The sequence below is a fragment of the Streptomyces sp. Tu 3180 genome (assembly GCF_009852415.1).
GTDB lineage: Bacteria > Actinomycetota > Actinomycetes > Streptomycetales > Streptomycetaceae > Streptomyces.
Map to the genome: position 1 here is coordinate 2,616,824 of NZ_WOXS01000002.1, position 22,288 is coordinate 2,639,111.

Annotated in this window: 20 protein-coding genes; 15 read left to right on the plus strand and 5 right to left on the minus strand. The window is 75.0% G+C overall.

The window, feature by feature from the left end; all coding sequences use genetic code 11:
* The first annotated feature begins 77 nt into the window (after positions 1–77).
* On the plus strand, positions 78–1,415 hold the full coding sequence (locus GL259_RS12730) for a hypothetical protein (protein ID WP_159532189.1): 1,338 nt from the start codon (positions 78–80) through the stop codon (positions 1,413–1,415).
* Between the two features lie 97 nt (positions 1,416–1,512).
* Positions 1,513–1,680, plus strand: coding sequence for a hypothetical protein (locus GL259_RS37640; protein ID WP_166461479.1), 168 nt, complete (start codon positions 1,513–1,515; stop codon positions 1,678–1,680).
* A 145-nt stretch (positions 1,681–1,825) separates the two neighbouring features.
* Here GL259_RS37640 and GL259_RS12735 read toward each other — a convergent pair whose 3' ends face one another.
* Positions 1,826–2,683, minus strand: a complete 858-nt coding sequence (locus tag GL259_RS12735; protein WP_159532191.1) for a MaoC/PaaZ C-terminal domain-containing protein — start codon at positions 2,681–2,683, stop codon at positions 1,826–1,828.
* A 326-nt stretch (positions 2,684–3,009) separates the two neighbouring features.
* Here GL259_RS12735 and GL259_RS12740 point away from each other — a divergent pair, with 326 nt between their 5' ends.
* Positions 3,010–4,509, plus strand: a complete 1,500-nt coding sequence (locus tag GL259_RS12740; RefSeq protein ID WP_159532193.1) for an alpha/beta hydrolase — start codon at positions 3,010–3,012, stop codon at positions 4,507–4,509.
* A gap of 119 nt (positions 4,510–4,628) precedes the next feature.
* Here the strand turns inward: GL259_RS12740 and GL259_RS12745 are convergent, their stop codons facing one another.
* Complete coding sequence (locus GL259_RS12745; RefSeq protein WP_159532195.1) at positions 4,629–6,077, minus strand: MFS transporter; 1,449 nt, start codon at positions 6,075–6,077, stop codon at positions 4,629–4,631.
* A gap of 361 nt (positions 6,078–6,438) precedes the next feature.
* Between GL259_RS12745 and GL259_RS12750 the strand changes: the two genes are divergently transcribed.
* The 4 genes from GL259_RS12750 to GL259_RS12765 all read left to right on the plus strand — a co-directional run bounded on the left by GL259_RS12750 (position 6,439) and on the right by GL259_RS12765 (position 9,604).
* Positions 6,439–7,089: a class I SAM-dependent methyltransferase gene (locus tag GL259_RS12750; protein WP_159532197.1), complete on the plus strand. Its 651-nt coding sequence runs from the start codon at positions 6,439–6,441 to the stop codon at positions 7,087–7,089.
* A 101-nt stretch (positions 7,090–7,190) separates the two neighbouring features.
* Positions 7,191–8,192 carry an N-acetylmuramoyl-L-alanine amidase gene (locus tag GL259_RS12755; protein ID WP_159532199.1) on the plus strand — a complete coding sequence of 334 codons (1,002 nt, stop codon included), beginning with the start codon at positions 7,191–7,193 and terminating at the stop codon, positions 8,190–8,192.
* Positions 8,193–8,334: 142 nt separating this feature from the next.
* Positions 8,335–9,165, plus strand: a complete 831-nt coding sequence (locus tag GL259_RS12760) for a DUF5336 domain-containing protein (RefSeq protein WP_159532201.1) — start codon at positions 8,335–8,337, stop codon at positions 9,163–9,165.
* 145 nt (positions 9,166–9,310) lie between these two features.
* The gene (locus GL259_RS12765) at positions 9,311–9,604 is read left to right on the plus strand and encodes a hypothetical protein (protein ID WP_145869494.1); all 294 of its coding nucleotides are present in this window, start codon (positions 9,311–9,313) and stop codon (positions 9,602–9,604) included.
* A 25-nt stretch (positions 9,605–9,629) separates the two neighbouring features.
* On the opposite strand, the gene GL259_RS12770 is transcribed toward GL259_RS12765, so the two are convergent.
* The 3 genes from GL259_RS12770 to GL259_RS12780 are packed head-to-tail and all read right to left on the minus strand — an operon-like array spanning position 9,630 to position 12,953.
* Positions 9,630–10,715 carry a prenyltransferase/squalene oxidase repeat-containing protein gene (locus GL259_RS12770; RefSeq protein WP_159532222.1) on the minus strand — a complete coding sequence of 362 codons (1,086 nt, stop codon included), beginning with the start codon at positions 10,713–10,715 and terminating at the stop codon, positions 9,630–9,632.
* Complete coding sequence (locus tag GL259_RS12775; protein ID WP_159532224.1) at positions 10,712–11,458, minus strand: class I SAM-dependent methyltransferase; 747 nt, start codon at positions 11,456–11,458, stop codon at positions 10,712–10,714. The genes GL259_RS12770 and GL259_RS12775 overlap by 4 nt, the downstream gene beginning before the upstream one ends.
* Before the next feature lie 37 nt (positions 11,459–11,495).
* Positions 11,496–12,953: a glycosyltransferase family 4 protein gene (locus tag GL259_RS12780; RefSeq protein WP_243762291.1), complete on the minus strand. Its 1,458-nt coding sequence runs from the start codon at positions 12,951–12,953 to the stop codon at positions 11,496–11,498.
* Positions 12,954–13,158: 205 nt separating this feature from the next.
* Between GL259_RS12780 and GL259_RS12785 the strand changes: the two genes are divergently transcribed.
* From GL259_RS12785 to GL259_RS12820, 8 genes are all read left to right on the plus strand, one after another.
* Positions 13,159–13,932 (plus strand): TetR family transcriptional regulator, encoded by a 774-nt coding sequence (locus GL259_RS12785; RefSeq protein WP_159532226.1) that lies wholly within the window; start codon positions 13,159–13,161, stop codon positions 13,930–13,932.
* Positions 13,933–14,134: 202 nt separating this feature from the next.
* Complete coding sequence (locus GL259_RS12790) at positions 14,135–15,529, plus strand: endo-1,4-beta-xylanase (RefSeq protein WP_159532228.1); 1,395 nt, start codon at positions 14,135–14,137, stop codon at positions 15,527–15,529.
* Positions 15,530–15,926: 397 nt separating this feature from the next.
* Positions 15,927–17,153 carry a prenyltransferase/squalene oxidase repeat-containing protein gene (locus GL259_RS12795; RefSeq protein ID WP_159532230.1) on the plus strand — a complete coding sequence of 409 codons (1,227 nt, stop codon included), beginning with the start codon at positions 15,927–15,929 and terminating at the stop codon, positions 17,151–17,153.
* A complete protein-coding gene (locus GL259_RS12800; RefSeq protein ID WP_159532232.1) occupies positions 17,150–17,812 on the plus strand; it encodes an SCO2322 family protein in 663 nt (220 codons plus the stop codon). Before GL259_RS12795 ends, GL259_RS12800 begins: the two co-directional genes overlap by 4 nt.
* A gap of 103 nt (positions 17,813–17,915) precedes the next feature.
* A complete protein-coding gene (locus GL259_RS12805) occupies positions 17,916–18,965 on the plus strand; it encodes a CbiQ family ECF transporter T component (protein ID WP_243762562.1) in 1,050 nt (349 codons plus the stop codon).
* A complete protein-coding gene (locus GL259_RS12810) occupies positions 18,962–20,623 on the plus strand; it encodes an ABC transporter ATP-binding protein (RefSeq protein ID WP_159532236.1) in 1,662 nt (553 codons plus the stop codon). Before GL259_RS12805 ends, GL259_RS12810 begins: the two co-directional genes overlap by 4 nt.
* The gene (locus tag GL259_RS12815; RefSeq protein ID WP_159532238.1) at positions 20,620–21,468 is read left to right on the plus strand and encodes an ECF transporter S component; all 849 of its coding nucleotides are present in this window, start codon (positions 20,620–20,622) and stop codon (positions 21,466–21,468) included. The genes GL259_RS12810 and GL259_RS12815 overlap by 4 nt, the downstream gene beginning before the upstream one ends.
* A gap of 327 nt (positions 21,469–21,795) precedes the next feature.
* On the plus strand, positions 21,796–22,212 hold the full coding sequence (locus GL259_RS12820; protein WP_159532240.1) for a transglycosylase SLT domain-containing protein: 417 nt from the start codon (positions 21,796–21,798) through the stop codon (positions 22,210–22,212).
* Positions 22,213–22,288 lie beyond the last annotated feature (76 nt).

Consider the following 22,288-nt stretch of genomic DNA (forward strand, 5'->3'; position numbering starts at 1 on the left):
TTATGTGTGAAGTGCGGTGCCGTCGGCCCCCGCCTGTGCGTGCGATAACTACGGTCGTCGCCGGAGGTGACCGAACGATGACGGTCTGTACCTTTTCCGGGCCCGGGGCTCCGCTCGTGCGGGGAAGATCCCCGTCACCCGCGACGGGACACGAGGACGGAGCCGGGCGGCCGGGCTGCGCCATCACCGCGGACGGTTCCTACGCCGCGCGCCTCGCCCTGGCCGGCGACTCCCTCTTCCCCGAGCGCTGGACCCTGGACGGCCCCGAGCCCTACGCGGTGCCCCTGCCCGGCGACCAGCCCGAGGAGCCCGGCACCGAGGTGCAGCCCCTGAGCGACGGGCGGGTCCTCATCCACCGGCTGGTGGACGGCCGGCACGCCTTCTCCCTGCTGTACCCGACCGGACCCGGCACCGGCGAGCTGCCGCTGGGCACGGTCGAGCGCCCCCGGGAGGGGGCCCGGCTGCGGCTGCTGCCGCCCGCCCCGGACGGGGAGCGGGCCTACGCCCTGGCCGTGGGCCGGGGGTCGACGGCGGTGTGGCTCGTCGCGGGCGGCGCGTTCGGGCCCGAGCACGTCGCCGAGGTCCCCGGCCGCTGCTCGGGCGGGGTGTGGCTGGACCGCGCGGGCCGGATGCTGGCCCTGGACCGGGAGACCGGCGGGCGCACCAAGGCGGTGGTGGTGGACCTGGAGCGCGGCGGCGAGGTGTCCCCGCTGCTCCAGATCGCCGACGGGAGCGACGACCGGGTGCTGCTGGCCGACCCGGACAGCGGGCTGCTGCTGGTCCGCTCGGACGCGCCCTCGCCGGGGCGGGCCCGGCTGGGCTGGGGAGTGCTGGGCAGCACGCTGCCGGTGCGTTTCCCGGAGTGCCTGCGGATGGCGGACTGCGCCGTCACCCCGTTCGCGATCCAGCCGGGGCAGATGCTGACGCCGGAGAGCTGCGCGGTGGCGCTGCGCATCGACGGCGCGTTCGGCAGCTGGGTCGGGGTGTGGCGGCCGGCGGAGCGGAAGGTGCACCACCTCCCGCCGCCCGACGGCTGGTTGACCGGCAGCGGGCTGTGGACGGCGGACGGGGTGCTGCGACTGCCGTACGCCACCCGCGCGGTGCCGTGCGGGGTGGCCCGGCTGACCGCGCCCGGGCAGCGGATGCGGCCGGAGGGGCTGGGGCTGCGCCCGTCGACGGCACCGGAGCCCACGGCTCCGGGAGCGGCCTCGGCCCCGGCCGCGCCGGCGGTTCCCGGCGAGCACCGGACCCTCGGTGAACTCCCCTCGACCACCGGCGTGTTCTCGGTTCTCGGCGCCTTCCCGGCTCCCCCCGGCCCCGAGGCCCCGCACGCCCCCGACGCCTCCGGCTCCTCCTCCGCGCCCCGCCCCGTGCCCCTCCAGCAGGCGCCCCTGGGACGGCTTGTAACGAAGTAGCGGCGGTCGGCGTGGTCGCCTGGATCCGGGGCGTGGTGTGCCGGTTACACTCGCCCGGCTGTAGGAAAGATCATGTATACGGGGTGAATTCCTTCCGATGAACGACGCCAGCACGAACCAGCCGCAGACCGCCGAGGGCGGGCAGGCCGCTGCCGGGCACGGCAGGCACCGGGGGCCGGTCTCCACGCAGGACGCCGGGACGGCCCCGCGGGGCCGTCACCGCAGGCCGGTGGAGGAGGACGAGCGCTCGGAGGCGGCCGCCTGACGGTACGTCAGGTCCGGCCCGGCAACCGGGAGCACGACCGGCCCCGCCCGTCGCACGACGGGCGGGGCCGCACCGTGTCCGGGCCCCGTCCGGTCGCCGGCGGTGCGGCCGCACGCGGGGCGGGGCTCCCCGGCCGCGGGCCGCTTCAGGAGTGTCCGACGGTGGTGTCGGCGAGCACGGGCGCGTCGTCCCTCTCGGCCGCGCTCACGGCCACGCGCGTCTCGCCGTCCCCGCGCCACATCCGGATCCGCAGCGTCTCGCCCGGGTACACGACCCCGGCGAACCGGGCGGCACAGGCGCGGACGCGGGTGACGTCACCGCCGAGCAGGGTGTCGACGACCGTCTTGAGCGTCATGCCGTAGGTGCACAGCCCGTGCAGGACGGGCCGTTCGAACCCGGCGCGCTCGGCGAAGCCGGGGTCGGCGTGCAGCGGGTTCCAGTCGCCGGAGAGGCGGTACAGGAGGGCCTGGTCCTCCCGGACGGGCAGCTCGACGGTCCGGTCCGGCTCCCCGGCGGGGGCCTCGCGCCGCGCGGACGGACCGCGGTCGCCGCCCCAGCCGCCTTCGCCGCGTACGTGGATCCGCGCGTCGGCGGTCCACAGCGGGCCGTCGGTGTCGGCGGCCTCGGTGCGCATCACGAGGACGGCGGCCCTGCCCTTGTCGTACACGGCGGTGATGCGGTCGGTGAGGGTGGCGGTGCCCTCGACCGGGAGGGGGCGGTGCAGGGTGAGGGACTGGCCGCCGTGCAGGACCTTCGCCAGGTCGACCTCGACGCCGGGCAGGGACAGCGCGCTGGTCACGCCCGGCGCCCCGGCGCCCGCGACGGTGGCGAAGCTCGGCAGGACGTGCAGCCGGGACTCCAGGGTGTAGCGCAGTTCGGCGGGGTCGGTGGCGGGCGTCCCCGCGCCGATGCCGAGGTGGTAGAGCAGGACGTCCTTGGCGGTCCAGGAGATCTCGCCGGTCCGGGGTCCGGCGGCGAGCGCCTTGACTGCGTCGATGGGCATGGTTCTCCCGATCCTCCTGGTTCTCCCGGCTCTTCCGCCCCTCCTGATCACCGGAGGCGTCGCCGGGACCGTCACGGGGGCTTCCCGCACGACCCGGTATAACCCGGCCTCCGGCCCGTGTGAAGGCCGCCGGTGCCGTGCCGGGACGGTCCGGGCGGGCGCCGCCCGCCCCCGGCCGCGGAGGACGGCACCGCACGGGAGCGGCCGGTGCGGAAGCGGTCCCGGCAGCCGGCCGCTCCTGGGGGGACCCCCGGGGGCAAACCCCCGTGCGGAGAGGGCGGTTGGCGGGATTCCGGCGACCGGCGGAGCGGGCGAGCCTCGTTCGCATGACGAGAATCAAGTGGAACGCGGCGCTGCTCGCCGCATCGGCGGCCGTCCTGAGCCTCACCGTGTCCCTCACCACCGCGACCGCTTCGGCGCCGGCGGCCGCCGCTCCCGGGCCGCCGCCCCTCGAGTGGACGCGGTGCGAGGGGACGGGGCTCGATCCGCGCCAGGAGTGCGCGACCGTCGAGGTGCCGATGGACCACGCCGACCCGCGCGGCGAGAGGATCACCCTGGCCGTCTCCCGCATACCCGCCGAGGACCCCGAGGCGCGCCGCGGCGCCCTGTTCATGATCCCCGGCGGACCCGGCGGCGGCAGCATCGACGACCCCTCGGACAAGGGGTGGAAGCTGCCGCGGCAGGTACGGGACGCCTACGACCTGATCGGGTTCGACCCCCGCGGGTACGGCCGCTCCACCCCGGTCAGCTGCGACGTGGAGCGGGGCGACCTCGCCCGGACGAAGCTCCTTCCCTGGCCCGCCCCCGACGGCTCCGTCACGGAGAGCATGGCCACCGCGCGGCGGATATCGAGGGCCTGCGCGCGCAACGGCGGCGAGCTGATGAGGCACATCAGCACGGCCGACGAGGCCCGCGACCTCGACCGCATCCGGGCGGCGCTCGGCGAGCGGAAGATCTCCGCGTGGGGCCTCTCCTACGGGTCGTACGTCGGTGCCGTCTACAACCAGCTCTTCCCGCACCGCACCGACCGCTTCGTGCTGGACAGCAACCCCGGCCCCGATCCCACATGGGCGGCCGGCGGCTGGTTCGCCGCGTTCGAGGCCGGCGCCGAGGACAACTTCCCCGAGTTCGCCGAGTGGGCGTCGGCGCCCCGCAATCCGGACCGGGTGGCCGGCACCCCGGCGAAGGTGCGCGCGCTCTTCCTCCGCCTCGCCGCGCGCCTCGACCGCGAGCCCCTCCCCTGGCCCGGCGCCAACCCGGAGGAGCTGAACGGCAACGTGTTCCGCCAGGCCATGCTGGACAGCCTCTACGACCCCGACGACTACCCCGCCCTCGCCCGGCTGATGCGGGCCGTCCGGAGGGGCACCGTGCCGCCCGCGCCCCAGGCGCCGCCCGAGTCCCTCCTGCAGAACGTCACCGCGATCGCCGCCGGCACCCTCTGCAACGACGCCGCCTGGCCCGCGTCGGCGGCCGTGTACGAGAAGGGCGTCGCCGAAAGCCGCGCCGCGTACCCGCTGACCGCCGGCATGCCGAGGAACGCGCCGATGTGCGCCGCCTGGCCCTACCCGCCGAAGGAGCCCCCGGTGCGGATCACCGACCGCGGCCCCTCCACCGTCCTCCTCGTCCAGAACCGGCGTGACGTGGCCACCCCGCTCAGCGGTGCCCTCGAGCTCCGCGAGGCCCTCGGCCGGCGCGCCGTCATGGTGACCGTGGACTCCACCGGCCACGACGCCTACCTCGCCAACGGCAACGCCTGCGGCGACCGGACGGTGTCCCGCTTCCTGGCGACGGGGGAACGGCCGGACCGGGACGTCACCTGCGCGTAGGCGCCCCTCGCGCCCCGGTGGCCCGCACCCGCGAGGAACGGGGGCCGCCCCCGCCGGGGACCCCGTCGCCCGGCGGCCCGCTCACCGGTACCGGCGCGGCGCCGCCGGCGTGCCGCGGCTCATCCGGACGACGGGCCCCGGGGGGCGGCGGCCGTCCGCCGCGGCAGCCACAGCCACATCAGCACCGCCCCGGCGGCCAGCACGACCGCTCCCGTACGGAACGCCAGCGCGTATCCCTCCGTCAGCGCCTGCGGCGTCCGCTCATCCCCCGTACGGGCCGCCGCGATCGTCGACATGACCGCGAGCCCCAGCGAACCCCCCATCGTGCGGGAGGTGTTGACCAGCCCGGCGACGACACCGGCCTCCTGCGGCGGCGCACCGGACGTGGCGAGCGCGGCGAGCGGGGTCCCGGCGAGGCCCGCGCCCAGCATCATGAGGACGCCGGGGAGCATGATGGTGGTCAGGTAGGTCCCGTCGGCGGTCATCGTCGACTGCCAGCCGAAGCCGGCCACCGCGACCAGCGTGCCGAGCACGGCCACGGCGCGCGGGCCCGAGGTGCGCATCAGCCGGGGCGCGGCCTTGGAGCCGAGGACCACGGCGAGCGAGCTGGGCACCAGGGCGAGTCCGGCCTCCAGCGGGGTGTAGCCGAGCACGTTCTGCGCGTAGAGGGTCATGAAGAACCACATGCAGAACATCGCGGAGCCGCTCAGGAACATCGCCGCGTTCGCCGACGACACCGGCCGCAGCCGCAGCAGTCCGAGCGGCATCAGCGGGGCCTTCGCCCGCGCCTCGACGAGGAGGAAGAGCACGACGAGGGCGAGCCCGGCGCACAGCGGCACCAGGGTGGCCGCCGCCGTCCACCCCTCGGCCTCGGTCTGCGAGATGCCGTACGCCAGCGTGGCGAGACCGGCCGTCACCAGCAGCGCGCCCGGCAGGTCGAGGCGCCGCCCGTCCCCGTTCCGGCTCTCCGCCAGCCACCGGGCGGCAGCGGCCAGCACCACCGCTCCGACCGGTACGTTGATCAGCAGCACCCAGCGCCACGACAGCGCGTCCACCAGCACCCCGCCGACGAATCCGCCGGCCGCGCCGCCGCCCGCCCCGACGGCCGTCCAGGTCGCTATGGCCCGGGCACGGGCCGCCCCCTCCGGCACCGCGGAGGTGACGATGGTGAGCGTGGAGGGCGCCAGGACGGCCGCCCCGAGTCCCTGTGCGGCCCGCGCCAGCAGCAGCTGCCAGCCGTCCTGGGCCAGCCCGCCGGCCAGCGAGGCCAGCGTGAACAGCCCGAGGCCGACGAGGAACATGCGCTTGCGCCCGTAGAGGTCGCCGGCCCGTCCGCCGAGCAGCATGAAGCCGGCGAAGGCGATGGTGTACGCGTTGACCACCCACTGCAGGCCCTGCTCGTCGAGGCCCAGGCCGGTGCGCATGGACGGCAGGGCCACGTTCACCACGGAGATGTCGAGCACGACGAGGAACTGCCCGGCACACGCCAGCGCCACCACCAGCCACGTGGGGGGAGCTCCGCGACCGGACGTACGGGTGGTGTCGGTGGTTTCGAGCATGTGGGCCATGCTCTCAACCGGAGGGCACTCCGTACATCGGCATTTCGTCCGACCCCGTCTCGGTCTCCCGGCCCGGACCCGCCCGGCTCCGCCGCGGAGGGGGATGCGGCGCACCGGCGCGGCCCTCGGACGGGCCGCCGAGCAGCCGGGCCGACCCCCCGGAGGAGCGAGCGCGGGGCCCACCGGACCACCGCGGGCGGCACGCGCGGGTGGCCGCCGGACGAAGGGTCCGCCCGCCCCCGCGGCGCACCGCCGCCACCGGGGGCGGGCGGACTCCCGTCACCGGCGGCACCCCTGCCGGCCGGGCCGCCGGCGGATACGGCAGCATGAGGCCGTGCACACACGTACGACCTCGGGAAAGGCACGCCCCATGCCGATGGCCCCACCCCCGGAGATCCTGGCCGCGTTCGAGGCGGCGAAGGGCTTCATGCCCGCGGACGAGGGCCTGGCCCTGTACGCGGCGGCGGCCGAGGCCGGCCGCCTGGGCCTGCCCCTGCTGGAGGTCGGCACCTACTGCGGCCGTTCCACGATCCTGCTCGCCGACGCCGCCCGCGGGGCCGGCGTCACCGCGCTCACCGTGGACCACCACCGCGGCAGCGAGGAGCAGCAGCCCGGCTGGGACTACCACGACCCGGAGACGGTCGACCCGGAACTCGGCCTGATGGACACCCTCCCCGCCTTCCGCCGCACCCTGCACCGGGCGGGCCTGGAGGACCACGTGGTGGCCCTGGTGGGCCGCTCCCCGCAGATCGCCGCCCTGTGGAACTCCCCCCTCGCCCTGGTCTTCGTCGACGGCGGCCACACCGACGAGCACGCCACGGCCGACTACGAGGGCTGGGCCCCGCACGTCGCCGAGGGCGGCCTCCTCGTCATCCACGACGTCTTCCCCGACCCGGTGGACGAGTTCACCGGCCAGGCCCCGTACCGCGTCTACCTGCGCGCCCTGGAGTCCGGCGCCTTCACGCAGACCTCGGCCACCGGCTCCCTGCGGGTGCTGCGCCGCACGGGCCCGGGCCTCTGAGACCGGTACCCGGGTCCGGGGGCGCGCGGCCGGGACGCGGGAGGCGCCCCGGTGGGGCCGTCGAGCCGGTGGAGCCCCGTCCGGGCCGCTAGGGTGGCTGCGTGTCGTACACAGGTCCCGGCTTCGATCCTCCCCCGTCGCGGCGGTCCCGGCGCGGACCGCTGACCGTGGCGCTCGCCGCGCTCGTGCCGGGGGCGTTGCTCGGGTGGGCGGTGTACGCGGCCGTGGACGGACCGGGGGACGGCGGGGGTTCCGCGAGCGCGTCCGCGACGGCGTCCGCGTCCGCCCCGTCCGGGGCGCCCTCCTCGGCCGCCGCCCCGCCGTCCGGCCGGCCCGGCGGCGGGAAGCCCGGCGCCTCCCCCACGGCCGAGTCACCCTCCCCCTCCGGCTCCGCCTCCGCGCCCGCCGCGTCCGGGCCGCTCAAGGGCAAGGTCGTCGTCATCGACCCGGGACACAACCCGGGCAACTTCCGGCACACCGCCGAGATCAACCGCCAGGTGGACATCGGGACCAACCGGAAGGAGTGCGACACCACCGGCACGTCCACCAACGACGGTTACGCCGAGGCCGAGTTCACCCTGGACGTCGCCCACCGCATGCGCGCGCTCCTCGAAGAGCAGGGCGCCACCGTGAAGTTGACCCAGGACGCCGACCGGCCGTTCGGGCCGTGCGTGGACGAGCGGGCCCGGATCGGCAACCGGGCGAAGGCCGACGCCGTCGTCTCCCTCCACGCCGACGGCTCCGGCGCCGGCAACCGCGGCTTCCACGTGATCCTCCCGGGCGCCGTGCACGCCGGCGCCGCCGACACCCGGGCCATCGTCGGGCCCTCCCGCGACCTCGGTGAGCGCATCGCCGGCAACTTCGTCCGCGTCACCGGCAGCGCGCCCTCCAACTACGTCGGCGGCGGCACCGGTCTCGTCACGCGTGAGGACCTGGGCGGTCTCAATCTGTCAACGGTTCCCAAGGTGTTCATCGAGTGCGGCAACATGCGCGATAGCAAGGACGCGGCACTGCTGACCAGCGGTGCCTGGCGGCAGAAGGCGGCGCAAGGGATTTCCGACGGAATCGTGAGCTTCCTGCGGGGACCGGAATCAGCGCGCTGATCCCGGCGGACAGGCCGATCGTACGGACGGTAGTGTCGTCCGTACCATGAGGGGCCACCCCCGCGCTTCGCACCGGGGCCTTCGGGCGACATGGTGACAGCGACGCCTCTTCCGACGACGAGACGACCTACAAGGACCTGAAGTGAATATCCGCTCCCTCACTCGAGGCGACGGCGTGGTGATCGGAGCAGCGGTGTTGCTGTTCATCGCGTCGTTCCTCGACCTCTACTCCGTCGACGGCGCTCCCGACAGTCTCGACCTTCCCAACCTGTGGGGAAGCGGACCGGTCCTGCTCGGCGTGGTGCTCGCGGGCATCATCGGCACCGTGCTCATCGTCCTCGCCCGTGCCCTGCCGCAGCCGCCGAAGGTCGCGGGCCTGGACCTCGGTCAGTTCGGCATCGCCTTCACGGTCTTCGCCGCCTGGAGCGCGCTCGGCAACGTCTTCGACGTGGCCGGCGGCGCCGACAACTTCGAGGGTGCCGGCGACGGCCCCGACGCCGGCACCGGTCTGATCCTGGCCCTCGTCGCCACGCTCGTCATGGCCGCCGCCGCCGTCGCCACCCCCCTGGTCCCGGCCCTCAAGGGCTCCCTCGTCCCGGCCCCCCGTCCCGCCGCCCCGCAGCCCTACGGCGCCCAGCCGCCCGGCGGTTACGGCTACCCCGGCGCGCAGCAGGCCGCCTTCGGCGGTCAGCCGCAGCCGGGCCAGCCCGGCCAGCCGCAGCAGCCCTTCCCGGGCCAGCCGCAGCAGGGGCAGCCCGCCCCGGCGCCCGCCGGTGACTTCTCGCCGTTCTGGTTCGCCGTGCCGGTGCCCCGGCCGCTGTTCCCCGAGGACGGCTCGCCCACGCCGATCGCCGAACTGGCCCCCGGCACCTGGTACCTGGCGGTGGAGCAGCGCGGTCAGGCCCTCGTCGCCCAGACGCAGGACGGCCGTCGCGGTGTGCTCCAGGACACCTCGGGGATCCAGCGCGGCTGAGCCCCGGCCCCCGTCCTCACGGCCCCTCGCCCCTCCGGGCGGGGGGCCGTCGCCGTGCGGCCGGCGAACACCCCCGGGGCGGGACCGCGTCGGGGACCGTCGCCGTCGCGGGTTTCAACCCGGGTTCCGGGGCCAGACGGAAAGCATGTCCCCTCGATATCGCACTGGCTCCAACTCCGCGGGGACGGTCGTCGCGGTGATCGCGGACATCATGGCCGTCATCCTCGGACTGTGGATCCTGATGTATCTGCTGGACGCCAACCGGGCCAACGACCTGGTGCAGTTCGTCCATGACGCGGCCAACTGGCTCGCCGGCTGGTCGCGTGACCTGTTCACCTTCGACGAGGCGTGGGCGCGGGTGGTCGCCGGCTACGGACTCGCCGCCGTCGTCTACCTGTTCGTCGGCCACGCCATCGCGGGCCGTCTGCGCCGTCACTGACCCGGCCCCGGCCGGGTCCCGCCGGTCAGGCCGGGGTGCAGCAGTCCGGGTCGAGGCCCAGTGGCAGGCGGTCGCCGCCGAACACCGCGCAGGTGGCCTCGTGGCCGCCGAGCGCGGCGACGGCGAGCAGCAGGGAGCCGGCCGTCCAGGTGGTCAGTTCGCGCGGCCAGACCGCGTCGTCGTCGAAGACGTAGCCCGTCCAGTACAGGCCGGTCTCCGGATCGCGCAGGTGCTGGATCGACTGGAGCACCTCCAGCGCACGGTCGGACTCGCCCATCGCCCACAGGGCCAGGGCGAGTTCGGCCGACTCGCCGCCGGTCACCCACGGGTTGGGCACCACGCAGCGCACCCCGAGTCCGGGGACGACGAAGCGGTCCCAGCCCTCCTCGATGCGGGCCTTGGCCTCGACGCCGGTGAGCGCGCCGCCGAGCACCGGGTAGTACCAGTCCATCGAGTAGCGGTCCTTGTCCAGGAACCGCTCCGGGTGGTGCCGGATCGCGTGCCGGAGCGCGCCCGCCGCCAACTCCCAGCCGGGCTGCGGCTCTTCGCGCTGCTCGGCGACGGCCAGCGCGCAGCGCAGCGCGTGGTGGACGGAGGAGGAGCCGGTGAGCAGCGCGTCCGCGGTGGCCGTGCCGTCGTCGTCGCGCCGCCAGCCGATCTGCCCGCCGGGCTGCTGCAGCCGCAGCACGAACTCCACCGCCGCGTACACGCAGGGCCACATGCGGTCCAGGAACGTGTCGTCGCCGGTGGCGAGGTAGTGGTGCCAGACCCCGACCGCGACGTAGGCGACGAAGTTGCTCTCCCGGCCGCGGTCGGTGACGTCGTCCGGGTCGCCGTCGGCGTAGGCCGCGTACCAGGAGCCGTCCTCCAGCTGGTGCCGGGCCAGCCACAGGTAGGCCCGCTCGGCGGCCTCGTGCTCGCCCGCCGCGTCCAGCGCCATCGCGGCCTCGACGTGGTCCCAGGGGTCCAGGTGGTGCCCGCGGAACCACGGGATCGCACCGTCCTCCCGCTGGACGGCGAGGATGCCGGCGACGGTCGCGGCGGCCTGCCCCGCGGTGAGAACCCCGGGCAGGACGAGGTGTTCCGTCCGGGGGGTCCGGGGGGTGGTCACGTGGCGTCCGCCTCGGCCTCGGCGCGCGGCAGGTGCGGCTTGGTCGCGTACGCCACGAAGCTCTTGCCGATCACCGGGTTCAGCGCCCGCTCGGCGACCCGGGTGGCCAGCGGCTTCTTCATGATGTCCCAGACCAGCAGCTTGTGGTACGCCCGCACCGGCAGCGCCTTGTCGTTGTCCACGCCGAACGCGCACTTCAGCCACCAGTAGGGCGAGTGCAGCGCGTGCGCGTGGTGGGTGCCGTAGGGACGCAGGCCGGCCTCGCGGATCTTCGCCAGCAGCTCGTCCGCCTTGTAGATGCGGATGTGGCCGCCCTCGACCTCGTGGTAGGCGTCGGACAGCGTCCAGCACACCTTCTCCGGGCCGTAGCGCGGGACGGTGATCGCGATCCGGCCGCCGGGCTTGAGCACGCGCACCATCTCGGCGAGGACGCCCTTGTCGTCCGGGATGTGCTCCATCACCTCGGAGATGATCACGACGTCGAAGGACTCGTCGGGGAAGGGCAGGGCGAGGGCGTCGCCCTCCATGGCGGTCGCGGTGGCCCCGGCGGGCGCCTCCCCGGCCTCCTTCATCACCGCGAACCACTTGGCGACCTCGCGGATCTCCTCGCCGTTCTGGTCCAGCGCCACGACCCGCGCGCCGCGCCGGTAGCACTCGAACGCGTGCCGGCCGGCCCCGCAGCCGAGGTCCAGGACACGGTCGCCCGGGGCGAGCGGGAACCGGGAGAAGTCGACGGTCAGCACGTGGCCCTGCTTTCGCGGTCTGAGGTTTCGGCTGTGGTCACCGGCACCGTGCCCGTGTCCGCGGGGGTGCCGGGGCGGCGTCCGTGTCGGTGGGGGCCGCGGAGCGGCCCAGAGGCGTGGTCGCGGGGCGGCCGCGGCCGGCCGCGGGGCGGCGCCGGGCGGGGCCCGCGGAGCGGGCGTCCGCGGCGTCACGGCCCGCGAGGGCGATCGCCTCGCGGTAGCGGGCCACCGTGCCCTGCGCCGCCCGCGCCCACGTGAAGTGCCGCAGCACCCGTTCCCGGCCGGCCGCCCCGAGCCGCGCACGCAGCTGCGCGTCGCCCAGCAGCCGGGTCAGCCCGCCGGCCAGCGCGTCCGCGTCACCGGGCGGCACGGCGAGGCACGTCTCCCCGTCCCGGCCGGCGACCTCGGGAATGGCGCCGCCGGTCGTGGCGAGCAGCGGGGTGCCCGTCGCCATCGCCTCGGCGGCCGGGAGCGAGAAGCCCTCGTAGAGCGACGGCACGCACGCGACCTGGGCCGAGCGCACGAGGTCGACGAGTTCCGCGTCCGAGATGCCCTTGACGAACTCGACGGCGCCCTCGAGTCCGTACCGCTCCATCGCCTGGGCGACGGGTCCCTCCGCGGGGCGCTTGCCGACCACGACGAGGTGCGCCGCGGGGTGCTCGACGCGGACCTTCGCCAGCGCCTCGACGAGGAAGACCAGGCCCTTGAGCGGCACGTCCGCGCTGGACGTGGTGACGATCCGGCCCGGCACCACCGGCACCGACGGATCCGGCGCGAACAGGTCGGTGTCGGCACCGATGTGGACGACGTGGATCCGGTCCTGCCGTACGCCGAGGTGGTCGACGATCTCCTGGCGGGAGGTGCCGGAGACGGTGAGCACGGACGGCAGGCGGCGCGCCACCCGCTTCTGCATCCGGGTGAAGGCGTACCAGCGGCGCACCGAGTACCGGCGCTGCCAGGTCTCGGCGGCGTCCAGCTCCAGTCGCCGGTCGACGGTGATGGGGTGGTGGATGGTGGTCACCAGGGGCGCGCCGACGTCGCCGAGCAGGCCGTAGCCGAGCGTCTGGTTGTCGTGGACGACGTCGAAGTCGCCGCGCCGGGCGCGCAGGTGGCGGCGGGCGCGCAGGGAGAACGTCAGCGGCTCGGGGAAGCCGCCGGTCCACATCGTGCCGACCTCGAGCGCGTCGATCCAGTCGCGGTACTCGTCGCGCTTCGGGGTGCGGAAGGGGTCCGGCTGGCGGTAGAGGTCGAGGCTGGGCAGCTCGGTGAGGCTCAGCCCGTCGTACCCCTCGTCGAGGACGGGGTAGGGCTGGGCGCCGATGACCTCGACGCGGTGGCCGAGGCGGGCGAGTTCGCGCGAGAGGTGGCGCACGTAGACGCCCTGCCCGCCGCAGAACGGGTTTCCCTTGTAGGTGAGGAGTGCGATGCGGAGCGGTCGCAAGCCGTCGGATGCGGGCCCTTCCGAGGGCCCGGCCTGACTGGCCTCAGCGGTCACTCTGGGCCCCCTTCTCCCTGCACTGTCCCGCGAGACTACGCGGGACGCCCATCTAGAACAAGTTTCAGAGTTGATCGTTCGGAGGCTCCGAATCTACCGGCAGGTAAGGGCACTGTGACCAGTTGATCAGGTGATTCACGCCACGACGGACGGCGTGCCATGCTGTCTGATCATCCACCCTCACCGACTGTCACGGACGGGACCCATGCCCGCGGAAGCCAACAGGGACAAGGCGGCCAAGGCGGCCAAGGCGGCCGAGGCGGCTGAGACGGCTGAGACGGCCGGGGCGGCCAGGACGGACAAGGCCGCCCCGGCAGGCGCGGCGGACCGGGCGGCGAGGACGGACACCGGCGCCCCGCGCACCGCCCCGGCCTCACCGCTCACCGAGCGGCAGGAGGCGCGCCGGCGCCGCATCCTGCACGCGAGCGCACGGCTGGCCGGCCGGGGCGGCTTCGACGCGGTGCAGATGCGTGAGGTCGCGGAGTCCTCCCAGGTGGCGCTCGGCACGCTCTACCGCTACTTCCCGTCCAAGATCCATCTCCTGGTCGCCACCATGCAGGACCAGCTGGAGCACCTGCACGCCACCCTGCGGAAGAAGCCGCCGACCGGCGAGACCGCGGCCGAGCGGACCGCCGAGACCCTGATGCGGGCCTTCCGCGCGCTCCAGCGCGAGCCGCACCTGGCCGACGCCATGGTGCGCGCCCTGACCTTCGCGGACCGCAGCGTGAGCCCGGAGGTCGACCAGGTCTCCCGGCAGACCACGGCGATCATCCTGGACGCCGCGGGCCTCACCGATCCCACGCCCGACCAGCTCGCCGCGGTCCGCGTCATCGAGCACACCTGGCACTCGACCCTGATCACCTGGCTCTCGGGCCGCGCCTCCATCGCCCAGGTGAAGGTGGACATCGAGACGGCGTGCCGCCTGATGGACCTGACGGCACCGGAGGAGACCGGCACCCGTATCCGAAAGTTTCGATGACCTTCCGTCAACACATGCCGCTCGTGACACCGGTGGCACTTCAGCCATACCCCTCTCGGCCACGTGCGAACGGTTGACCGCCCCTCCAGGCCTCCGTATGGTCTCCGAAGCCATTCGGAACCGAGTCCGAAATTTTCGAAGTACCAGCACGGCAGACGATCCCGCCATCCGCACCACGGACCCCACCGGAAAAAGGGATGACATGCTCATGATCAGAAACAGAGCCGGATCCAGGGCCGCCGGAGGAAGAGGCCGCCTGCGCGCCGGCCTGGGCGTCACCACCACCGCCCTGCTCACCGTCACCGCGCTCGCGGCACTCCCCCAGGCCACCGCCCACGCCGCCGGCACCCTGGGCGCCGCGGCGGCCGAGAAGGGCCGCTACTTCGGCGCCGCCGTCGCCGCGAACCACCTGGGCGAGGCACAGTACGTCTCCACGCTGAACACCGAGTTCAACTCGGTGACGCCGGAGAACGAGATGAAGTGGGACGCGGTCGAGCCCAGCCGCGGCTCCTTCAGCTTCAGCCGCGCCGACCAGATCGTGAACCACGCCCAGAGCCGGGGCATGAGCGTGCGCGGGCACACCCTGGTCTGGCACTCCCAGCTGCCGAGCTGGGTCTCCGGGCTCGGCGCCACGGACCTGCGGACCGCGATGAACAACCACATCACCCAGGTCATGACCCACTACAAGGGCGACATCCACTCCTGGGACGTGGTCAACGAGGCGTTCCAGGACGGCGGCAGCGGCGCCCGGCGCAGCTCGCCCTTCCAGGACAGGCTCGGCAACGGCTTCATCGAGGAGGCCTTCCGCACCGCCCGCGCGGCCGACCCGGACGCCAAGCTCTGCTACAACGACTACAACACCGACGGCGTCAACGCGAAGAGCAACGCCGTCTACAACATGGTCAAGGACTTCAAGTCCCGTGGCGTGCCGATCGACTGCGTCGGCTTCCAGTCCCACTTCAACAGCAACTCGCCGGTCCCCTCCGACTACCAGGCCAACCTCCAGCGCTTCGCCGACCTCGGCGTCGACGTGCAGATCACCGAGCTGGACATCGAGGGTTCCGGCACGACCCAGGCCACCCACTACGGCAACGTGGTGCGGGCCTGCCTGGCGGTGACCCGCTGCACCGGCATCACGGTGTGGGGCATCCCGGACAAGTACTCGTGGCGGGCGAGCGGGACACCGCTGCTCTTCGACGACAACTACAACAAGAAGCCCGCCTACCACGCCGTGCTGAGCGCGCTCGGCGGCTCCTCCGGCGGCGACCCCGGCGGCCCGGGCGATCCGGGCGCGGCCTGCACCGCCACCTACACCACGGCGGAGGACTGGGGCGGCGGCTACAACGGCAAGGTCACCGTCACCGCGGGCAGTTCGCCGATCAGCGGCTGGAGCGTGAACGTCACGCTGACCGCCCCGCAGAAGGTCGTCTCGGTCTGGAACGGCTCACCCACCTGGGACGGCAGCGGCAACGTCATGACGGTGAAGTCCAGTTGGAACGGCACCCTGCAGGCCGGGGCCTCGACCACCTTCGGGTTCACCGTGAACAGGAACGGCGGCTCGACGCCCCCGCAGCTCGGCGCCTGCACGGCCTCCTGACCGCCTCCCCACCCCGGCCGGCCCGCATCCCGCCGACGGGTGCGGGCCGGCCCTCCCCGGCGCCCGGCCTCCCTCGGTGCCGCTCCCCCGGGAAGCCGCCTCCGGCCCCTTTCCTACGGGCGGGTAGAGTGACGGCGTCGTCATCACACCCGTACGGGGGAAAGCCGGTGCAATTCCGGCCCTGTCCCTTCCCCACGTCTCGACTTCGCTCGACCCGGGGGGACCCGACCGCGATCCGTCCGCCGGGACGGTGAACCGGAAGGTCCCGGACGGGCCGTGACCGGCTCACGTGCCCGGCGCTCCGCCGGTGCACGGCGCCGTCGAGGTATACGGAGCCGAGCCGCCGGGGTGTCCCGCGCTGCCCGGCTCCCCCCACAGGGAGAGGCACCCGCCGATCATGAACGTCCGCCGCAGCGCAGCGGTCCTGGCCGCCGTCGCCGTGATCGGCGCCGCCGCACCGGCCGCCGCCGACCCGTCCCCTTCCCCGTCCCGGGCGCTCCCGTCCGCGCTGTACGGCGACGGCGACCCGCAGTACGACGGTGTCTGGCGCCAGTCGCTCGCCCTGCTCGCGCAGCACACGGTGGGCGTCGAGCCGCCGGAGCCGGCCGTCGACTGGCTGGCCGGGCAGCAGTGCGCCGACGGCTCCTTCGCCCCGTACCGCGCCGACACCGCGAAGGCGTGCGACGCGAAGACGACGGTCGACACCAACCAGACCGCCGCCGCCGTCCAGGCCCTCGCCGCGCTCGGCGGCCACGACGACGTGACCGCGAAGGCCGTCGACTGGCTGAAGTCCGTGCAGAACGAGGACGGCGGCTGGGGTTACACGGCGGGCGGAGCCAGTGACACCAACTCCACCTCCGTCGTCATCGGCGCGCTGGCCGCCGCCGGCGAGAACCCGGCCGACGTGCGGAAGGACGGCGAGTCCCCCTACGACGCCCTGCTGACGCTGGCCCTCCCGTGCGATGCCGAGGGCGCGGGCGCCTTCGCCTTCCAGCCGGACAAGAAGGGCGAGCTGGCCGCCAACGCGGACGCGACGGCGGCGGGCGTCCTCGGTGCGCTCGGCAAGGGCCTGGCGGCCGGGCCCGGAAAGGGCGCGAAGCCGGAGGCCGGCTGCGAGAAGGCCGAGACCCCCGGACAGGCCGCCGCCAACGGTGCCGCCCACCTCACCTCCGTCCTCGCCGGGGACGGCCACCTCACCTCCGCCCTCGCCGGCGCCGAGGACCAGCCCGACCACGGCAACACCGCCGACGCGGTCGTCGCGCTCGCCGCGCAGGGCGCCGTCGAACCGGCGCGCAAGTCCCTGGCCTGGCTGGAGGAGAACGCCGCCGACTGGGCCGCCCGGAGCGGCCCCGCCGCCTACGCCCAGCTGATCTTCGCCGCCCACGCCACCGGCGCCGACCCGCGCGACTTCGGCGGTGCCGACCTGGTGGAGCAGCTCACCGCGACCGGCCCGGCCGTACCGGCGGACCAGGACGGCAAGGGGGAGAAGGACCAGGAGGAGAAGGACGAGAAGGACGAGAAGGGCTCCGCCTTCGGCGTCTGGTGGTTCGTCGGCGTCTGCCTGGTCGCCGGTGCCGGCATCGGCTTCCTGATCAGCGGCCGCGCGAAGAGGCAGCAGCCGTGACACGCCGCTCCGCCGTCCTGTTCCTGGCCGCGCTCCTGTCCCTGCCCGCGGGCGCGGGCCAGGCGCAGGCCGCCGGCTACCGCTACTGGTCCTTCTGGGAGCGCGACGGCGGGGCGTGGACGTACGCCACCCAGGGCCCGTCCCTCGTCCGTCCCTCCGACGGCGCCGTCCAGGGCTTCCGCTTCTCCGTCAGCGAGGACTCCGCCGACGCGGCGGAGCCCCGCGGCACCGCCGACTTCGCCGCCGTCTGCGCCGAGACCCCGCCGCGGGAGGGCACGAAGCGCGTGGCCCTGGTCGTCGACTTCGGGACGCCCGCCGACGCCCCTTCCGGCGAGACTCCGCCCGCGGGCCGCACGGCCTGCGCCCGGGTCTCCCCGGACGCGACGACCGCCGAGGCCCTGGCCTCCGTCGCCGAGCCCCTGCGCTACGACGCCAACGCCCTGCTGTGCGCGATCGCGGGTTACCCGCGACAGGGCTGCGGGGAGCAGGTGTCGGACGAGGACGCTCCGGCGCCCGGGAAGAACGCCTCCGGCCCGTCGAACCCGCCGGACCCCTCCGCCTCCTCGGACGGCGGCCCGTCCCTGGGCCTGGTGGCCGGGATCGCGGTGGTGGTGTGCCTGGGCGCGGCGGCGATCCGGCAGGTACGCCGCCGTGGCTAGCGACGCCCGTCCGCGGGAACGCACCGGCGCCGCCCCGGCGCCGCCGGGCGTCCCCGCTTCCCGCCGTCACCGCGGCACCCCGCTCCATCCCGGCGCCTGGTGGCTGTGGGCCCTCGCCCTCGGCACCGCCGCCACCCGCACCACCAACCCCCTCCTCCTCGCCCTGCTCGTCACGGTCTCCGCGTACGTCGTGGCGGCCCGCCGCCCGGACGCCCCCTGGGCCCGCTCCTACGGCGCGTTCGTCAGGCTGGCCCTGGCGGTGCTGCTCGTCCGCCTCGTCTTCGCGGTCGCCCTCGGCTCCCCCGTCCCCGGCACGCACGTGCTCGTCCACCTTCCCGAAGTCCCCCTCCCCGACTGGGCGCAGGGCATCCGCCTCGGCGGCCGGGTCACCGCCGAGGCCCTCACGTTCGCCCTGTACGACGGCCTGAGACTCGCCACGCTGCTCGTCTGCGTGGGCGCCGCGAACTCGCTCGCCAACCCCTCCCGCCTGCTCAAGTCCCTCCCCGGCGCCCTGTACGAGACGGGCGTGGCCGTCGTCGTGGCGCTGACCTTCGCCCCGCACCTGATCGCCGACGTCCAGCGCCTGCGCGCCGCCCGCCGGCTGCGCGGCCGCCCGGACCGGGGCGTGCGCGGTCTCCTGCAGGTCGGACTGCCGGTCCTGGAGGGCGCGTTGGAGCGTTCCGTCGCCCTGGCCGCCGCGATGGACGCCCGCGGCTACGGCCGCAGCGCCGAGGTCCCGCCGGCCGTCCGCCGGACCACCGCCGCCCTCACCCTCGGCGGTCTGCTCGGCGTCTGCGCCGGAACGTACGGACTGCTCACCGCCGAGGGCGGCACCTACGGCCTCCCCGTGCTCCTCGGTGGTCTCGCCGCCGCCCTCGCGGGCCTGCGGCTGGGCGGGCGGCGCTCCCTGCGCACCCGTTACCGCCCCGACCGCTGGGACGTCCGCGCCTGGCTGGTCGCCGGTTCGGGCGCGGCGGTCGCGGCGCTGCTGACGCTCGCCGCCACCCGCGACCCGGCTGCCCTGCACCCCGGCGTGGTCCCGCTCGTCGCGCCGGTGCTGCCCCTGTGGCCCGCGGCGGCCGTCCTGCTCGGCCTGCTCCCCGCCTTCGTCACCCCCGCCCCCGAGGGCACCCCCCGCAAGGAGCCGTCGTGATCCGCTTCGAGAACGTGTCGGTGACGTACGACGGTGCGGCGCGGCCCTCCGTCCGGGACGTCGACCTCGAGGTCCCCGAGGGCGAACTGGTCCTCCTGGTCGGCCCGTCCGGCGTCGGCAAGTCCACCCTGCTGGGCGCGGTCAGCGGCCTGGTCCCGCACTTCACCGGGGGCACCCTGCGCGGCAGGGTCACGGTCGCCGGCCGTGACACCCGCACCCACAAGCCGCGCGAACTGGCCGACGTCGTGGGGACGGTGGGCCAGGACCCCCTCTCCCACTTCGTGACGGACACCGTCGAGGACGAACTCGCCTACGGCATGGAGTCGCTGGGCCTCCCCGCGGACGTGATGCGCCGCCGCGTCGAGGAGACCCTCGACCTGCTGGGCCTGGCCGGCCTGCGGGACCGTCCCGTCTCCACCCTCTCGGGCGGCCAGCGGCAGCGGGTCGCCATCGGCTCGGTCCTCACCCCGCACCCGCGGGTGCTGGTCCTGGACGAGCCGACCTCCGCGCTCGACCCGGCGGCGGCCGAGGAGGTCCTGGCGGTCCTCCAGCGCCTGGTCCACGACCTGGGCACCACGGTCCTCATGGCCGAACACCGCCTGGAGCGCGTCGTCCAGTACGCCGACCAGGTGATCCTGCTGCCGGGCCCGGGCGAGCCCCCGCTCCTCGGCACCCCGGCGGAGGTGATGGCGGTGTCCCCCGTCTTCCCCCCGGTGGTGGACCTGGGCCGTCTCGCCGGCTGGTCCCCCCTGCCGCTCACCGTCCGGGACGCGCGCCGCAGGGCGGCCCCGCTGCGAGAACGCCTGGCCGACCGGGAGCCCCGCCGGGACACGCCCCCGGTCCCCGCGCCGCCCCCGGCCGGCAGGCGCCTGTTCAAGCGCGCGGCGCCGGACGCCCCGTCCCCCGCGTACGTGGCCGAGGTCCGCTCCCTCGCCGTCCGCCGCGACCGCGTGCAGGCCCTGCGCCACGTCGACCTGACCGTCGTCCCCGGCGAGACCGTCGCCCTCATGGGCCGCAACGGCGCCGGGAAGTCGACGCTGCTCGGCGCGCTCGTCGGCCTCGTCGCACCGTCCGCCGGCTCGGTCCGCACCGGTGACGCGGTCCCCCACCGCACCCGCCCCCGCGACCTGGTGCGCCGCGTCGGCCTGGTCCCGCAGGAGCCGCGCGACCTGCTCTGCGCCGACACGGTCGCCGCGGAGTGCGCGGCCGCCGACCGGGACGCGGACGCGGAGCCGGGCACGTGCCGCGCCCTGCTGTCGGAGCTGCTCCCCGGGGTGGCCGACGACACCCACCCCCGCGACCTGTCCGAGGGCCAGCGCCTGACCCTCGCCCTGGCGGTGGTCCTGACCGCCCGCCCGCCCCTGCTCCTGCTGGACGAGCCGACCCGCGGCCTGGACTACGCGGCGAAGGCCCGCCTGGTGACGCTCCTGCGCGGGCTGGCCGCCGGGGGTCACGCGATCGTCCTGGCCACCCACGACGTCGAGCTGGCGGCGGAACTCGCCCACCGGGTGGTCCTGCTCGCCGAGGGCGAGGTGATCGCGGACGGTCCGGCGGCGGAGGTGGTCGTGGCGTCCCCGTCCTTCGCCCCGCAGGTGGCGAAGATCCTGGCCCCGCAGCACTGGCTCACGGTCTCCCAGGTCCGCGAGGCCCTGTCATGACCACCAAGGACACCGGCGGCACCGGTGCGCAGCGCCAGGCCCGGGCCGTCCGGCTGGGCCCGCGCTCGCTGGCGGCCCTGGCCCTGGTGAGCGCGGTGGGCGTGGCCGGCTTCGGCTGGCCCTTCCTCGCCCCGCCCGCCTCCGCCCTGAACGCCCACGCCCAGGACGCGCCGTGGCTCTTCGCGGGCCTCCTCGTCCTGCTGGTCGCGGTCGTGGCGGCGGCGATCTCGGAGTCCGGCCTCGGTCCGAAGGCGGTGGCGATGCTCGGCGTCCTGGCGGCGGCGGGCGCGGCGCTGCGGCCCATCGGCGCCGGGACGGCCGGCCTGGAGCCCATGTTCTTCCTCATGGTCCTCAGCGGCCGGGTCCTCGGCCCCGGCTTCGGCTTCGTCCTCGGCTCGGTGACGATGTTCGCGTCCGCCCTGCTCACGGGCGGGGTCGGTCCGTGGCTCCCGTTCCAGATGCTGGCGATGGGCTGGTTCGCGATGGGCGCGGGCCTGCTGCCGGGCCCGCACCGTCTGCGCGGCCGCGCGGAGCTCTGGATGCTCGCCGGGTACGGCTTCCTGGCGGCCTTCGCCTACGGCACGGTGATGAACATGGCGGGCTGGCCCTTCATGTCCGCCCTCGCCTCGAACATCGCCTTCGACCCGGACGCGGCGGTCCCCGCGAACCTGGCCCGCTTCCTGGCTTACTGCCTGGCCACGTCCCTCGGCTGGGACCTGGGCCGGGCGCTGGTCACGGTCGTCCTGACCCTCGCCCTCGGCGCCCCGGTCCTGCGGGCCCTGCGCCGGGCCACCCGGAGGGCGGCCTTCGAGGCGCCGGTCACATTCGCCCCTCCCCCTCCGTGAGGCCCCGCACGCGGTCCGTGACCGGGCCGGTGAACCACCCCACATGACGCGCGTCACGTACGAAGCGGGACCGTAGCCGCGGCACGGCGGCAGATCCCACCGTCCTGGGCGTCGCGGCCCCCGTCCCACGCGAACGCGATGCCCGATATGCGACCCCGGTTAGTAAAAGAGACCTTTGCGGGCAAACCGCTGATTTGTTTCTGTTGAGCCGTCGCCAGGCGCCGATGTGCCCTCCCGGGCCGCGGCGCCGACGCATGCCCCCGCCGCACACCACGCGGCATCGGCGTGCGCACCGCGACCACCCTGCTTCCGACCGAAAGGCCGCCTGTGTCCGCCGTTTCCCTCCTCCGCACCCTCGCCGCCCCGAAGAAGGCCGTTGCCGGTGCCGCCCTCGCCGCCACCGCCTGCGGCACGCTGATCGCCGCCGCACCCGCGCAGGCCGCGCCGACGACGGCCGCCTCGGCCCAGGCGACCGCGAAGCAGATGATCGGCGACTCGGCGCAGTACCAGTGCTTCTCGAACATCGTCCAGCACGAGAGCAGCTGGAACGTGACCGCCACCAACGCCTCCAGCGGCGCCTACGGCCTGGTCCAGGCCCTGCCGGCCTCCAAGATGGCCTCGGCCGGTCCCGACTGGAAGACCAACCCCGCCACCCAGATCAAGTGGGGTCTGGACTACATGAACAGCCGCTACGGCAGCCCCTGCGCCGCCTGGGACTTCTGGCAGACCAACCACTGGTACTGATCCGGGTCCCACACCCCCCGTACCGAAGGCGGCGGCCCCCCGATCCCCGGGGCCGCCGCCTTCGCCCTTCGGCGGG

Excerpts from the sequence above, each read along its gene's own strand:
- GL259_RS12730 (WP_159532189.1), top strand. The coding sequence starts at position 78 with ATGACGGTCTGTACCTTTTCCGGGCCCGGGGCTCCGCTCGTGCGGGGA.
- GL259_RS37640 (WP_166461479.1), top strand. The coding sequence starts at position 1,513 with ATGAACGACGCCAGCACGAACCAGCCGCAGACCGCCGAGGGCGGGCAG.
- GL259_RS12735 (WP_159532191.1), bottom strand. The coding sequence starts at position 2,683 with ATGCCCATCGACGCAGTCAAGGCGCTCGCCGCCGGACCCCGGACCGGC.
- GL259_RS12740 (WP_159532193.1), top strand. The coding sequence starts at position 3,010 with ATGACGAGAATCAAGTGGAACGCGGCGCTGCTCGCCGCATCGGCGGCC.
- GL259_RS12745 (WP_159532195.1), bottom strand. The coding sequence starts at position 6,077 with ATGGCCCACATGCTCGAAACCACCGACACCACCCGTACGTCCGGTCGC.
- GL259_RS12750 (WP_159532197.1), top strand. The coding sequence starts at position 6,439 with ATGCCGATGGCCCCACCCCCGGAGATCCTGGCCGCGTTCGAGGCGGCG.
- GL259_RS12765 (WP_145869494.1), top strand. The coding sequence starts at position 9,311 with ATGTCCCCTCGATATCGCACTGGCTCCAACTCCGCGGGGACGGTCGTC.
- GL259_RS12785 (WP_159532226.1), top strand. The coding sequence starts at position 13,159 with ATGCCCGCGGAAGCCAACAGGGACAAGGCGGCCAAGGCGGCCAAGGCG.
- GL259_RS12790 (WP_159532228.1), top strand. The coding sequence starts at position 14,135 with ATGCTCATGATCAGAAACAGAGCCGGATCCAGGGCCGCCGGAGGAAGA.
- GL259_RS12795 (WP_159532230.1), top strand. The coding sequence starts at position 15,927 with ATGAACGTCCGCCGCAGCGCAGCGGTCCTGGCCGCCGTCGCCGTGATC.
- GL259_RS12815 (WP_159532238.1), top strand. The coding sequence starts at position 20,620 with ATGACCACCAAGGACACCGGCGGCACCGGTGCGCAGCGCCAGGCCCGG.